This is a genomic window from Mesorhizobium delmotii (assembly GCF_900149755.1).
GTDB lineage: Bacteria > Pseudomonadota > Alphaproteobacteria > Rhizobiales > Rhizobiaceae > Mesorhizobium > Mesorhizobium delmotii.
This window is the reverse complement of record NZ_FUIG01000013.1, coordinates 1,063,603-1,077,186: the sequence shown is the minus strand read 5'-3', so window position 1 is coordinate 1,077,186 and position 13,584 is coordinate 1,063,603. Positions and strand designations below refer to the sequence as shown.

General features: G+C 62.7%; 11 protein-coding genes and 1 pseudogene. 3 read left to right on the top strand and 9 right to left on the bottom strand.

Annotated features, from left to right (window positions below):
• Positions 1-30: 30 nt before the first annotated feature.
• A complete protein-coding gene (katG, locus tag BQ8482_RS06650; protein ID WP_123146748.1) occupies positions 31-2,226 on the bottom strand; it encodes a catalase/peroxidase HPI in 2,196 nt (731 codons plus the stop codon).
• Positions 2,227-2,389: 163 nt separating this feature from the next.
• Between katG and BQ8482_RS06645 the strand changes: the two genes are divergently transcribed.
• The 3 genes and pseudogenes from BQ8482_RS06645 to BQ8482_RS40010 form a co-directional block, all read left to right on the top strand.
• Complete coding sequence (locus BQ8482_RS06645) at positions 2,390-3,298, top strand: hydrogen peroxide-inducible genes activator (RefSeq protein ID WP_123146747.1); 909 nt, start codon at positions 2,390-2,392, stop codon at positions 3,296-3,298.
• Between the two features lie 345 nt (positions 3,299-3,643).
• Complete coding sequence (locus tag BQ8482_RS06640; RefSeq protein ID WP_123146746.1) at positions 3,644-4,168, top strand: hypothetical protein; 525 nt, start codon at positions 3,644-3,646, stop codon at positions 4,166-4,168.
• A gap of 11 nt (positions 4,169-4,179) precedes the next feature.
• Positions 4,180-4,308 (top strand): annotated as a pseudogene (locus tag BQ8482_RS40010) (hydrogen peroxide-inducible genes activator); the annotation flags it as partial.
• 229 nt (positions 4,309-4,537) lie between these two features.
• Here BQ8482_RS40010 and BQ8482_RS06630 read toward each other — a convergent pair.
• The 8 genes from BQ8482_RS06630 to BQ8482_RS06595 all read right to left on the bottom strand — a co-directional run bounded on the left by BQ8482_RS06630 (position 4,538) and on the right by BQ8482_RS06595 (position 13,473).
• Positions 4,538-6,289 carry a TRAP transporter large permease gene (locus BQ8482_RS06630; protein ID WP_123146745.1) on the bottom strand — a complete coding sequence of 584 codons (1,752 nt, stop codon included), beginning with the start codon at positions 6,287-6,289 and terminating at the stop codon, positions 4,538-4,540.
• Positions 6,286-6,954: a TRAP transporter small permease subunit gene (locus BQ8482_RS06625; protein ID WP_123146744.1), complete on the bottom strand. Its 669-nt coding sequence runs from the start codon at positions 6,952-6,954 to the stop codon at positions 6,286-6,288. Before BQ8482_RS06625 ends, BQ8482_RS06630 begins: the two co-directional genes overlap by 4 nt.
• A 75-nt stretch (positions 6,955-7,029) precedes the next feature.
• Positions 7,030-8,169, bottom strand: a complete 1,140-nt coding sequence (locus tag BQ8482_RS06620) for a TRAP transporter substrate-binding protein (protein WP_123146743.1) — start codon at positions 8,167-8,169, stop codon at positions 7,030-7,032.
• Between the two features lie 334 nt (positions 8,170-8,503).
• Complete coding sequence (locus BQ8482_RS06615) at positions 8,504-8,977, bottom strand: VOC family protein (protein WP_123146742.1); 474 nt, start codon at positions 8,975-8,977, stop codon at positions 8,504-8,506.
• A gap of 124 nt (positions 8,978-9,101) precedes the next feature.
• Positions 9,102-9,563, bottom strand: a complete 462-nt coding sequence (locus tag BQ8482_RS06610) for a VOC family protein (RefSeq protein ID WP_123146741.1) — start codon at positions 9,561-9,563, stop codon at positions 9,102-9,104.
• Positions 9,564-9,681: 118 nt separating this feature from the next.
• Positions 9,682-11,454 (bottom strand): AMP-binding protein, encoded by a 1,773-nt coding sequence (locus tag BQ8482_RS06605; RefSeq protein WP_123146740.1) that lies wholly within the window; start codon positions 11,452-11,454, stop codon positions 9,682-9,684.
• A 196-nt stretch (positions 11,455-11,650) separates the two neighbouring features.
• Positions 11,651-12,355 carry an ATP phosphoribosyltransferase gene (gene hisG, locus BQ8482_RS06600; RefSeq protein WP_095494940.1) on the bottom strand — a complete coding sequence of 235 codons (705 nt, stop codon included), beginning with the start codon at positions 12,353-12,355 and terminating at the stop codon, positions 11,651-11,653.
• Positions 12,352-13,473, bottom strand: coding sequence for an ATP phosphoribosyltransferase regulatory subunit (locus BQ8482_RS06595; RefSeq protein WP_123146739.1), 1,122 nt, complete (start codon positions 13,471-13,473; stop codon positions 12,352-12,354). Before BQ8482_RS06595 ends, hisG begins: the two co-directional genes overlap by 4 nt.
• Positions 13,474-13,584 lie beyond the last annotated feature (111 nt).

Sequence of the window (13,584 nt, the reverse complement as noted above, 5' to 3'; positions counted from 1 at the left end):
GATTCCACTTTTCGGGATCATGCTCCTAGATCAGGCGAGTTCGAAGCGATCGGCGTTCATCACCTTGTTCCACGCCGCCACGAAGTCGTTGGCAAATTTCTCCTTGGCGTCCGCGGTCGCATAGACTTCTGCTAGGGCGCGCAGCTGGGAATGCGAGCCGAAGATGAGGTCGACGCGGGTGCCGCTCCACTTGAGCTCGCCTGTTGCCCGGTCGCATCCTTCGAACAATTCCTTGGCGTCCGATGTCGACTTCCACACCGTGCCCATGTCGAGCAGGTTGAGGAAGAAGTCATTGGTCAGCGTCTCAGGCCGTTTGGTGAAGACGCCGTGCGTTGACTGGTCGGTATTTGCGCCGAGCACACGCAGGCCGCCGACGAGGACCGTCATCTCCGGCGCCGTCAGCGTCAGCAATTGCGCCCGGTCCACCAGCGCCTCCTCGGGCGACAAACGCTGCGGGCCGCGCAGATAATTGCGGAAACCGTCGGCGGTCGGTTCGAGCGGGGCGAAGGAGTCGACGTCGGTCTGCTCCTGCGAGGCATCCATGCGACCCGGCGTGAACGGAACCTTCACGTCGTTGCCGGCGTCCTTCGCGGCCTTTTCGATTGCGGCGCCGCCGCCAATGACGATCAGGTCGGCAAGCGAGACTTTCTTGTCGCCGGACTGCGAAGTATTGAACTCCTTCTGGATCGCTTCGAGTTTCTGCAGGACCTTGGCCAGCTGAGCCGGCTGGTTGACGTCCCAATCCTTCTGCGGCCCCAGGCGAATGCGCGCGCCGTTGGCGCCACCGCGCTTGTCGGAGCCACGGAACGTCGAGGCGGACGCCCAGGCCGTGGACACCAGCTGCGGCACCGAAAGGCCGGAGGAGAGGATCTTCGCCTTCAGGGCGGCCACATCCAGCTCATCGACCAGAACATGATCGACGGCAGGGATAGGATCCTGCCACGGCAGCTCTTCCTTGGGAACGAGCGGGCCGAGATAGCGCACGATCGGGCCCATGTCGCGGTGGGTCAGTTTGTACCACGCGCGGGCGAAGGCATCGGCGAACTGGTCCGGATTCTGATGGAAGCGCCGCGAGATCTTTTCGTAGGCAGGATCGAACCGCAAAGCGAGGTCGGTGGTCAGCATCGATGGCGCGTGACGCTTGGCTGCATCGTGCGCATCCGGCACGGTGCCGGCGCCGGCGTCGCCCTTCGGCGTCCACTGGTGCGCCCCGGCCGGGCTCTTGGTCAGCTCCCATTCGAAGCCGAACAAATTGTCGAAGAAGTTGTTGCCCCATTTGGTCGGCGTCGTCGTCCAGGTCACTTCCAGGCCGCTGCCGATCGCGTCACCGCCTTTGCCGGTGCCAAACGTGCTCGCCCAGCCGAGGCCCTGCTCTTCGATGCCGGCGGCTTCAGGCTCCGGACCCACCAGCGTCGCATCGCCGGCGCCGTGGGTCTTGCCGAAGGTGTGTCCGCCGGCGATGAGTGCGACGGTCTCCTCGTCGTTCATTGCCATGCGCGCGAAGGTCTCGCGAATGTCGCGCGCCGCGGCCAACGGATCCGGGTTGCCGTTCGGCCCTTCCGGGTTCACATAGATCAGACCCATCTGTACGGCTGCGAGAGGGTTCTGGAGATCGCGGTCGCCGCTGTAGCGCTCGTCGGCCAGCCATTTGCCTTCCGGGCCCCAGTAGATGTCCTGTTCGGGCTCCCAGACATCGGCGCGACCGCCGGCAAAACCGAAGGTCTTGAAGCCCATCGATTCCAGGGCGACGTTGCCGGTGAGAATCATCAGGTCGGCCCAGGAGATCTTGCGGCCGTATTTCTGCTTGATCGGCCACAGCAGCCGGCGGGCCTTGTCGAGGTTGACGTTGTCCGGCCAGCTGTTGAGCGGCGCGAAGCGCTGCTGGCCGGCTCCGGCACCGCCACGGCCGTCGCCGATACGGTAGGTGCCGGCGCTGTGCCAGGCCATGCGGATGAACAGCGGCCCGTAATGGCCAAAGTCGGCCGGCCACCACTCCTGCGAGTCCGTCATCAGCGCATGCAGGTCCTTGATCACGGCGTTCAGATCGAGACTCCTGAATTCCTTGGCGTAGTCGAACGCCTCGCCCATTGGATCGGACAGTGCGGATTGCTGGTGGAGTACCTGCACATTCAGCTGGTTCGGCCACCAGTCACGGTTGGCCCTGGCGACAGTCGTGTGCACGACCGGGCATTTTCCCGCGCTGGTGTCATCGGTCTTTGCGTCCATCGTTCTCTCCGATTTGTCGTTTTCCGGGATTTGTTGATTTTCCGGGGATTTGTTGATTTTCCGGACGGGCCCTGAGCCACGCCATTCTGGAACGGTTCCAGACTAGGCCGCATTGCCGATAAAAACAAATTGCCTTTCCTGTTTGTTGCGATAGGTTTTCCTTATGATTGGTCTCACCGTCCGGCAAATGCAATATTTCGAGGCGCTGGCGCAGACGCTGCATTTCGGCCGCGCCGCGAAGCTGGCCGGCGTCAGCCAGCCGGCGCTGTCCTCACAGATTGCCGAAATGGAGCTGCGGCTCACCTGCCGGCTGTTCGAGCGCGGCGGCAAATCGGTGCGGATGACCGACGAGGCACTGGCCATGCTGCCGCGTATCGAGCGTATTCTTGCCGACATCCGCGAAATCGAGACCACGGCCCGGCGTGGCCGCCCCGCCATGGAGGGACGCTTCCGGCTCGGCATCATCCCGACGGTGGCGCCCTATCTGCTGCCGCATGTGCTGCCGGAGCTGAAACGGCATTTCCCGGCCTTGCAGCTCGAACTGCGCGAAGCGGTGACCGCGTCGCTGGTCGAGGACACCGCCCTGGGAAAGCTCGACGCCTTCATAGCGGCGCTTCCCCTCGAACAGCCCGGGCTGATCACCGAGGCGCTTTTCTCCGACCGGTTCTTCCTTGCCGTACCGGCCGGCGACCCCGCCTTCGCCTCGCCGCCGGTTCCGCCGGAAAGCCCGGCATTGGAAAGGCTGATGCTGCTTGAGGAAGGCCATTGCCTGCGCGAACAGGCGCTTGCCGTCTGCGGCAGCGTGCGGCCGGTGGCAATGGCAAGCTATGGCGCGACCAGCCTGACGACGTTGCTGCAGATGGTGGCGCACGGGCTCGGCGTCACGCTCATCCCGGAAATGGCGGCAGGACCGGCCAGCGCCATGCGCGATCTGAAGATCGTGCCGTTCCAGGAGCCGATGCCGCAGCGCACGATCTGCCTCGCCTGGCGACGCAACAAGGTCCGGCACGACGAATGTGTCGAACTGGCGAAGATTATTCGTGGGCTGGATGCGGCGGTGCTGGCGGCGTGAGGCGCGTCGCACCATCCAATGGAAAGTCTGCTATGACCCAAAGCAAATGTTCAAATCATCGCACTGAGAGTCAGGAATACGCCAAGGGGACGAAAGCAGCTGCACCTCCTGAAGGATGGCGTTCGGGATCTCAGGCATTCCAGGTGGAGCGTGCAACGGGTGCGGAGAGAGTTAGGGGGCGCAGTCAGTGTATGCTACGGGGACGTATCATTCCCCGTCCGCTCGGCCTGGGAAACGTCAACTTCAATCAAATCACCGTGAATTGTACCGAACGCCCGGAACCGTCGACGCGTCTACGGCATTGATTTTGCGGAGAAGTCTGCGTCCAGGACAGGGAGCAGTGTTATGGCTTACCGTGATTACATCCATACGCCGGTGACGCCGCGCGACATCCGATGGGGACTCCAGCAGGGGGCCGTTGCGGGCATTGTCGCAGGCATCGTCTTTGCGGCGTTCGAAATGGCGGCGAGTGCGTTCATGATGGGGGCGGAAGCGTTCTTCATGCCCCTGCGCATGATCGGCGCCATCGCGCTTGGACCGGAAGCTCTCGATCCCGGCTACCCGCTCCTGACGGCCAGCATCGCTGGCGTGGTCGTGCATTTGATCCTGGCCATCGCCTATGGGATCGTGTTCGGGGAGATTGCCGCAATGCTGCGAGGGCGAGCAGCCTTCATCGGTCTCGGCAGCATCTTTGGCCTCGCCTTGTGGCTCGTCAATTTCTATGTGATCGCGCCGATCGCTTTCCCCTGGTTCCTGCAAGCAAGCCCGGTCGTGCAGTTCATTGCCCACACATTCTTCTTCGGTACCGTCCTCGGCTGGTACCTGTGGGAATCGCACGAGAGAAGCGGGCTCGAAGGACCGGCGGTTTAGCCTTTGCCAACATGCGCGATCTGAAGATCGTGCCGTTCCAGGAACCGAAGCCGCAGCGGCGCAACAAGGTCCGGCACGACGAGTTTGTTGAGCTGGCCAAGATCATCCGCGGACTGGATGAGGCGGTGCTGGCGGCGTGAGGCGCGTCGTACGATCCAACGGAAAGTCTGTTATGAGCCTGTTGCCGAAGCTCGTTCGCCCTCGGCCGAGTTCACGCCCATACCCTAAGCCGTCATTCGCTCGCGCCGATGTAGACCTTCCGATCGCCTGTATCTCCGAGATCCTGCTTTAGCGTTCAAAAGGACATCCCGTGGGTCGAAGCGGCCGAAAACGCGCGGTCGCGGAAGGCGTCCGAGAACGGAGTCTTTCTCAGCCGCCGTAAAGATAGTTCGGAAGCCACAGCGCCATGCCGGGCCAGATATACATGAGGATCATGCAAAGGATGACGATCAGCATGTAGGGCATCATCCCGGCGAATATCTGGTTGAGCGTGACATGCGGAGGCGAAACGCCTTTGAGATAGTAGGCCGACATCGCGACCGGGGGTGACAGGAACGCCGCCTGCAGATTGACGAAAACGAGCACGCCCCAGAGAACCGGATCGATGTCGAAGTGCGTCAGCATCGGTAGGAAGATCGGCACGAAGATGATGATGATCTCGGTCCATTCGAGCGGCCAGCCGAGAATGAAGATGATCGCCTGCGACAGGATCATGAACTGCACGGGCGTCAGGTCGAGCGCGAGTACCCATTGCTCGAGAAGTGCCTGGCCGCCGAGGATCGCAAAAACGGCGGAGAACAGCGCCGAGCCGACAAAGAGCCAGCAAACCATGGCTGTGGTCTTGGCCGTCAGGAACACTGCTTCCTTGATGCGCTTCCAGTCGAGCGTTCGGGCCTGTAACGCCAGCAGAAAGGCACCAGCGGCGCCGACTGCCGCGGACTCGGTCGCCGTCGTGATTCCGAATAGGATGACGCCGAGCACGACGACAGTAAGTATGGCCAGCGGCATGACCGACGAGACCAGGAGCTTTACGACCTCGAGCCGTTCGGCAGTCATGTTCCGGTAGTAACGGACGAGCACCACTGCAGCGAGTGCTGCGATGATGCCGAAGGTGGCGTAGAAGCTGGTTGCCGGCCCTGCGTCCACTGCGGGTGCGCCGAGTTCCTCCACTGCCGGAGCGCCGAGCTGCTCCAATCCCTCTGGAGCTTCGACGTCGGCCGATGCCTGCGGATGGATGACGACATACCACCACACCAGCAGGAGGGTGAGTGCTGTCAAGGCGAGGGGTACCAGCGCAGCGCAGAAATTCTTGAACAGCACCCAATATGTGAGGCGTCCGTTCTCCGTCTCGAGCGCCATCGCCCTGGACGGCGAGAACAATGCGGAAAGAAGTCCAACAAGCATGTTGCGCGAGTAAACTGTCTGAAGGCTTCGCATCCACGCAGGCACGGGAACCTTTGTTTGATTCTCCGGCAAAGGCGGGGCGATCTTCGGACTGATTGTCGCCCAGCCAAGAATGTAGATGAGATAGAGGAAGGCGAGGAAAAAACCGGGGAACATCGCCGCGGCATAGAGCTTCACGACGGACTGGCCTGCAACTGCCGCATAGACGATGATCATGACTGACGGCGGGATCAGGATGCCCAGCGTGCCGCCCGCGGTGATCACGCCGGAAGCGAGCTTCACATCGTATCCGGCGCGCAGCATCGGATTGAAGGCAATCACCCCCATCAAAACCACAACGGCGCCGACGAGGCCACTGGCGATGCCCCAGAAGGTGCAGACGATGAGCGTAGCGATGGCCAGCGACGCCGGTACTCGTCGGAACGAAAGCTGGATGCTGTAGAACATCTTGTCGACCAGCGCCCCGCGTTCCATCACATATCCCATGAGCACGAAAAGCGGGATGGAGATCAGAACGTCATTGGTCATTGCCCCATAGGTGCGCTGGACCATCAGATCGAAGACGCGGTTGTCGATCCAGTGCTCCGCCGGGTTGTAGAACGCGTAGAACCCGAAAAACATGCCAAGGCCCATCAGCGTGAAGGCTGTCGGGAAACCCATGACTATGACGACCACGATGAGCATAAGCATCGTGAGTCCGAGGGCTGGATCGCTCAACTCTGCAGGTCTCCACCCATTCCGCGCTGGCGCGCTTGCTCGTCTATCTTTTGTGCGCGCTCGATCGCGGTCTTGCGCGTCTCTTCATCCACATATTCGCTAAGCGCGAGCTGTTCCTCCACGACGTCGATCTCCGCAACGTCCTTGCGCCGGCTGGGCCATTGCCCGGCCCTGAGACAGACGATGCAGCGCACGATCTCCGCCACACCCTGGAGCATCACCAAGGCGCCGGCCAGCGGAATGACCGACTTGAAATGGTAGATCGGCGGACCCTCCGCTGTCACGGTCGAATGCTCCCCGATCCGCCAAGAAATCGCGGCATAGTCGTAGCCTGCATAGACGAGCGCCGCGATCCCCGGCAGGAAGAAAACCACATACAACAACAGATCGAGCGCGGCTTGAGTCCGGGGCTGCATCGAGCTGTATAGAAAGTCGCCGCGCACATGTGCATTCTGCGCCAGCGCATAGGCTCCGGCGAGCATGAACAGCGAGCCGTAGAACATGTTGCTGGCGTCGAATATCCATGCCGTGGGCATGTTCAGGATGTAGCGCTTGAAGACCTCGACGCAGACCAGCGTCATCAGCCCGATGATAAGCCACGCCGCGGCCTTGCCGACCCACGTGCTGATTGCATCGACTGTATTCAGGAAATGCTGGACGTTCATGCGCGCCCCCGGATGACGGGTACCTTGGTCAGAAGCATCACCGGGCCGCTGCCCGGTGATGCCCGAACTTTCGGGTCAGAACTCCTTCGCCACGCCGCCCTGTCCGAAGTAGTGATCGAACGCCAGCCGCCGGCCGACGACGGTGTCCTGCTCCCACCGCGTTGCCCGCTCGGCAAAGGCGATCTGGGAGAGGATGATTTCCTTGAAAGCCGGGTTTTCCGCCGCCTTCTTCTTCACGACCTCGTCGTAGACCTCCAATTGTTTCTTGAGGATCGCCTCCGGCGTCTTGTAGAATTTGACCTTATCGGTCGTCTGCATCTCCACATAGTCTTTCGAATAGCGGTCGATCGCCTTCCAGTGCATGTCCTGCGAGGCCGCCTCGACCGCATTGGTGATGATGGCCTTCATCTGGTCAGGCAAGGCGTCGTATTTCGCCCTGTTGAACAAGATCTCGAACTGCTCGGCATTCTGATGATAGCTTTGCAGCATGCAGATCTTGGAGACGTCCGGGAAGCCGAGGACCCGATCGGACGAGGCGTTGTTGAACTCGGCCGCGTCGATCAGGCCGCGATCCAGAGCCGCGACGATCTCGCCGGCCGGCAACGCGTTGACTGCGGCACCGAGCGCGGTGAAGACGTCGATCGAGATGCCGACGGTGCGGAATTTCAGGCCCTGGAGATCCTCGGCCTTCGCCACCGGCTTCTTGAACCAGCCGAGCGGCTGCGTCGGCATCGGCCCGTAGAGGAACGAAACGACATTGGCGCCGATCGATTCATAGAGCTTTGCGAGCAGCTCCTTGCCGCCGCCATATTTGTGCCAGGCGAGCAGCATGTTGGCATCCATGGCGAAGCCCGGACCGGAACCCCACAGCGCCAGCGCCGACTGTTTGCCATAGTGATAGACGACCACGCCGTGGCCGCCGTCGAGCGTTCCTTGCGACACCGCGTCGAGCAGGCCGAAGGCCGGCACCACGGCGCCCGCCGGCAGCACCTCGATCTTCAGGTCGCCGCCGGTCATGTCGTTGACCTTCTTGGCGAAATCGAGCGCGAATTCGTGAAAGATATCCTTGGAAGGCCATGTGCTCTGCCAGCGCATGTTGACCGGCCCCTGTGCCTTGACGACGCTCGGCGCGGCAACGATCGCCGCAGCTGCCACGGCCGCCTCGCCAAGGAACTTGCGGCGCGACCTCATATTCTGGATCCTTGCTTTGGTCATCGGTTCCTCCCAAAGGTGTCGGGCTTTTCAAACCCACGTCCGACAATAGCCACTCAAAGACGGCCCAGCAAAAATTGCAGCGCACGTCCTATCGCCTAAACTAGTGCGGTTCTCTCTTAAGGACAGGTGCTGGGATTTTCCCAAGCAGTGGGCGAGTAGCAGTTACGCATCTCGCTACTGAATGACCGCTCTCGCCAAGGATACAGAGGTCCGCATTTGGCGCTACCCAATCGTAGGTGACTGATCGTCGCCGCAATGCAAGCTGGCGACTTCCGCACTGGGTGGCGAGCTGACACGCTCTGGCAGCAATTTGGCCGCAAGACGCGATAGAGCGTCAACCGCGCCGCGCCGCCTCGATCGCGGCGACGTCGATTTTCACCATGGTCATCATGGCATCAAACGCGCGCTTTGCCTCGTCGCCGCCAGCCGCAATCGCGTCAGTCAGTACACGCGGAATGATTTGCCAGGAAATTCCCCATTTGTCTTTGCACCAGCCGCACACGCTCTCCTGGCCGCCGTTGCCGACGATGGCATTCCAATAGCGGTCGGTCTCCTCCTGATCGTCGGTGGCGATCTGGAACGAGAAGGCTTCGTTGTGCTTGAACTCGGGACCCCCGTTGAGGCCGATACAAGGAAGGCCCGCAACTGTGAATTCGACCGTCAACACGTCGCCCTCTTTGCCGGCCGGGTAGTCACTGGGTGCACGGTCCACGGCACTCACCACGCTGTCAGGAAAGATCTCGGAGTAGAAGCGGGCGGCAGCCTCGGCGTCCTTATCGTACCAGAGGCAAATCGTATTCTTTGCCATTGTGGGTCCCTTTCGCTTTGAGGCCAAGATTTCGGCCTTGTTTCCCTCTTCCGAAATAGGTAGCCAACCGCTTTTCTCCACCCCCGGAAGCGTCCGTCTCGCCCGGGCGATCGCAAAGGGCAGCTTACCTTAACGTCGCTGTCCGCTTTGGCCCGGGTTCCCGACGATAAGCGAAGTGCATCCACGGTGCATAGGACATGCCGACGATTGCTCCTTCAATCGTCAGGACTCGGGCGACGGTCTGGCCCCAGGGTTCGGTGCGTGCACCATGGAGCAGGTCATACCCTTTTTCCTGAAGCTCCTGCGCGGCGGCAGCAACGCTGTCTGGGGTTTCGACTTCGAACTCGATACAGGCTTGCGGTATCGGCCGATCTGCCGGCCACTCGCGTGTGCCAAAGCACGCTTCGGCAGCCTGCGAGAGCGGCCATACGCCAAAATGCTTACTGCCGCCGATGCTCTCGCTGAAGTAGTATTCATCGCCCTCGTGGCGCTTGAGCGGCAAGCCCAGCACGTCAATGAAGAGCTTGCGGCTCTCGGCTGGATCCGGCGCAACGATGGCCATACTCGAAATGAACAAGACCTTCATTTTTGGACACTCCATTCTGACGGCAATTCTATTGCTGATTTGGCCAGATCGAGGTGACCGAATCCCGCCTTGGAATCGTGGAGCTAACGGCCGCGTGGCGCGATGCGGACACCCCGCTTCAGGCGGTCTTCGGCGTCACCAGCCCCAGTTCGTCAACCATCGCCTCGCGCATGAGAAACTTCTGCGGCTTGCCGGTCACCGTCATCGGCAATTCGGTGCGGAAGCGGATGTGGCGCGGGATCTTGTAGTGGGCGATCTGGCCGGCGCAAAAGGCCTTGATCTCCTGCTCGGTGGCGATTTGGCCCGGCTTGAGCACGATCCAGGCACAAAGCTCCTCGCCGTATTTCGGGTCGGGAATGCCGAAAACCTGCACTTCCCTGACCTTGGGGTGGCGGTAGAGAAATTCCTCGACCTCGCGCGGATAGACGTTCTCGCCGCCGCGGATGACCATATCCTTGACCCTGCCGACGAGATTGCAGTAACCCTCGGCGTCGATGGTGGCGAGGTCGCCGGTGTGCATCCAGCCGTCGGCGTCGATCACCTCGCGGGTTTTTTCCTCGTCGTCCCAATAGCCCTTCATCACCGAATAGCCGCGCGTGCAGAGTTCGCCCGGCGCGCCGACCGCAACGGTGGCGCCATCGGCATCGATCGCCTTGACCTCGACATGGGGGTGGACGCGCCCGACCGTCGAGACGCGCTTTTCCAGCGGATCGTCGACGCTGCTCTGGAACGACACCGGGCTGGTCTCGGTCATGCCATAGGCGATGGTCACCTCCGCCATGTGCATCAGCGACACCACCTTCTTCATCACCTCGATCGGGCACGGCGAGCCGGCCATGATGCCGGTGCGCAGGCTGGTGAGATCGAAGGTGTCAAAATCCGGATGGTCGAGCATGCCGACGAACATGGTCGGCACGCCGTAGAGGCCGGTGCAGCGCTCGCCCGCCACCGCCTTCAGCGTGGCGCCGGCATCAAAGCCCTCGCCGGGGAAAACCATGGTCGCGCCCTTGGTGACGCAGCCGATCGTGCCCATCGACATGCCGAAGCAGTGATAGAGCGGCACCGGGATGCACAACCGGTCCTCGACGGTCAGCCGGATCGCCGAGGTGACGAAATTGCCATTGTTGACGATGTTGTTGTGGGTCAACGTCGCGCCCTTTGGCGCACCTGTCGTGCCTGACGTGAACTGGATGTTGATGGCGTCACCGGGCTTCAGCCCCTCGGAGATCCGGTCGAGGCTGTCATGCTCGTCGCGCCCGGCCATCGCCAGCACGTCGGCGAAATTGAACATGCCCGGCGAGTTCTCCTCGCCCATGCGGATGACGATTTTTAGCGCCGGCAATTTCTTCGCGTTGAGCTCGCCCGGTGTCGCCGTCGCGATCTCCGGCGCCAGCGTCTCGATCATGCCGAGATAGTCGGAGCTCTTGAATTTGACGGCCGTGACCAGCGCTCGGCAGCCAACCTTGTTCAGCGCATAGTCCAGCTCGGTCAGCCGGTAGGCCGGGTTGATGTTGACCAGGATCAGCCCGATGCGCGCGGTGGCGAACTGCGTCACCAGCCATTCCCAGCGGTTGGGCGACCAGATGCCGACGCGGTCGCCTTTTGCCAGGCCAAGGGCCAGGAAGCCTGCGGCCAGCGCGTCCACCGTGTCTGAAAGTTCGCTCCAGGTGAAGCGCTTGTCCTGGTCGACAAAGACGGCGGCATCGAGCGTGCCGTATTTGCTGACGGTATCGGAAAGCAGTGCCGGGATGGTCTGCTGCAGCAACGGCACGGTGCGCTCGCCCGATACATGCGCCCTGCCGTCGATCGGCGCGACGAACGTGGCGCCGTTGCGCGGGCGGCGGCCGCGCAGGTTGGTGGCATTCTTCAACTCGTCGAGATTGATCGGCATCGCCGTCTCCTCCGCAGGCGACCGAGTCTATCAGCCTGCAGGGGTAGTGGAAATCCCGTTGATGGTTAAGGAGCGCCATCCCTCCCCTTAAGGGGAGGTTGGACAGCCGCCGAAGGCGGATGGAGGGGTGAGGTCGTTGCGGCAGTGCTCGACGTGAGACGACCCCACCCGCCTCGCTCCGCGAGGCACCCTCCCCTCAAGGGGGAGGGATTGCGCCTGCCATCTTCGCCGCTATATCGCGCAGGATTGCCTCGTCGGCCGCCGCACGCGTCTTTCTAGATGCAACTAGGCAGGCCTGTGAGCGCAGGATGACGCCGTCGGCGAGCACCTTCAGATGGTTGGCGCGCAGCGTCGAGCCTGACGTGGTGATGTCGACGACGACATCGGCCAATCCCGCCGCCGGCGCGCCTTCGGTAGCGCCCAGGCTCTCGACGATGCGATAGACCTGGATGCCGTGCTTTTGCGAAAAGAACTGCTGCGTCAGCCGCCAGTATTTGGTGGCGATCCTGAGCCGCCTGCCGTGGCGCTGGCGGAAATCGGCGGCGACATCGTCGAGATCGGCCATCGTATCGACGTCGAGCCAGATGTCGGGGACCGCCACCACGACGTCGGCATTGCCGAAACCGAGGCGGGCGACGATCTCCGCGCGCGCCTCCCAGTCGGCGAGGCTTTCGCGCAACAGATCCTCGCCGGTGATGCCGAGGTCGACCGAGCCCTGGCCGATCTCGCCCGATATTTCGGACGCCGACAGGAACGCCACCTCGACGCTCTCCACGCCTTCGATGCGGGCGCGGTATTTACGCTCGTCGCCGGGCAGGCTGACGGCAAGCCCGGCCTTGGCCAGCACCTCCAGCGCCTGCTCCTTGAGCCGGCCCTTCGACGGGATCGCCAGCGTGATCATTGCGCCTTCTCCCGCAACGTTTCGATGCGGTCGAGCCAGACGGAAAAGCCGACGCCGGGGATCGGCGTTTTCGCGCCGAGCAGCGTCAGCAAGCGGTCATAGCGGCCGCCGCCGGCCAGCGGCCGGTCGCCGTTTTGCGCCGCGACCTCGAAGACCAGGCCGGTGTAGTAATCAAGCGGACGGCCGAAGGCGGCATCGTAGCGGATTTTTGCCGCGGGCAGGCCAAGAGATTCGATCGCCTTGGCGCGTGCGGAAAAATTGTCCAGCGCCGCACCCAGCGAAAGGCCGGCTTCGGCCGCAAAGGTTTCGAGCGCCAGTGCGGCGCCGTCGAGCGCCACGTCGATCGCCAGAAAATCCTTCAGCGCCGAAAACGCCTCGTTCGACAGCCTGACGCTGCGCAGCTCGGCCTTCTCGATCAGACGGCGCGCAATGTCGGCCGGCGAGCGCCCGGCCGACGCCGACAGACCCGCCTGCTCCATGCCGCCGGCGATGTGCGACGAAAGCGCTTCCAGGTCGCCATCGAGGACAAGGGCAGCGACCGGGCCGGGGAGCTGGCCGTTGCGCGGCGGGTTGGCGAGGTCGGCAAGCGCTGCCTCCAGCATCGCCGCCGAACCGAAGGCCCGCGCCAGCCGCATGCGCCAACCGCGCGGCAGGCCGAGCGCAGCGAGTACCGCTTCGAATATGGTCTGGTCGCCGAGCGTGATCGCCAGTGCCTGGTCCGGCAGCACCAGCGAAAGCAGCGCATGCGCATCGGCCAGCGAACGCGCATCGGCCTGCGGCGTGTCGCGGTCGCCGAGATCCTCGATGCCGGCCTGGAAGAACTCATTGCCGCCCTCGCGGCGCTGGCGAAATACCTCGCCGAGATAGGAATAACGGCGCGGCGTGCCGGCCTGGCTGGCGATGTGGTCGAGGCAGACCGGAATGGTGAACTCGGGCCGCAGGCAAAGTGTGAGGCCAGTCTCGCTTTCGGTGAGAAAAATGCGGCGGCGCAGATCCTCTCCCGCCATGTCGAGGAATGGGTCGGCCGGCTGCAGCACCGCCACCTCTACCGCATGCGTGCCGCGCTCGGCGAAGAGTTTTGTGATGTCTGATGCGATGGCGGGGTAGCGGGAGGTCATGGCAGGCGCCCTTCCCTTCTCCCCCTGTGGAAGAAGGTGGATCGGCGCGTAGCGCCGAGACGGATGAGGGGTGCTGGACGGAGTGCGGAGGGTGGCGTTCTATGGCGCCCC

Excerpts from the sequence above, each read along its gene's own strand:
- katG (WP_123146748.1), bottom strand. The coding sequence starts at position 2,226 with ATGGACGCAAAGACCGATGACACCAGCGCGGGAAAATGCCCGGTCGTG.
- BQ8482_RS06645 (WP_123146747.1), top strand. The coding sequence starts at position 2,390 with ATGATTGGTCTCACCGTCCGGCAAATGCAATATTTCGAGGCGCTGGCG.
- BQ8482_RS06640 (WP_123146746.1), top strand. The coding sequence starts at position 3,644 with ATGGCTTACCGTGATTACATCCATACGCCGGTGACGCCGCGCGACATC.
- BQ8482_RS06625 (WP_123146744.1), bottom strand. The coding sequence starts at position 6,954 with ATGAACGTCCAGCATTTCCTGAATACAGTCGATGCAATCAGCACGTGG.
- BQ8482_RS06620 (WP_123146743.1), bottom strand. The coding sequence starts at position 8,169 with ATGACCAAAGCAAGGATCCAGAATATGAGGTCGCGCCGCAAGTTCCTT.
- BQ8482_RS06615 (WP_123146742.1), bottom strand. The coding sequence starts at position 8,977 with ATGGCAAAGAATACGATTTGCCTCTGGTACGATAAGGACGCCGAGGCT.
- BQ8482_RS06610 (WP_123146741.1), bottom strand. The coding sequence starts at position 9,563 with ATGAAGGTCTTGTTCATTTCGAGTATGGCCATCGTTGCGCCGGATCCA.
- BQ8482_RS06605 (WP_123146740.1), bottom strand. The coding sequence starts at position 11,454 with ATGCCGATCAATCTCGACGAGTTGAAGAATGCCACCAACCTGCGCGGC.
- hisG (WP_095494940.1), bottom strand. The coding sequence starts at position 12,355 with ATGATCACGCTGGCGATCCCGTCGAAGGGCCGGCTCAAGGAGCAGGCG.
- BQ8482_RS06595 (WP_123146739.1), bottom strand. The coding sequence starts at position 13,473 with ATGACCTCCCGCTACCCCGCCATCGCATCAGACATCACAAAACTCTTC.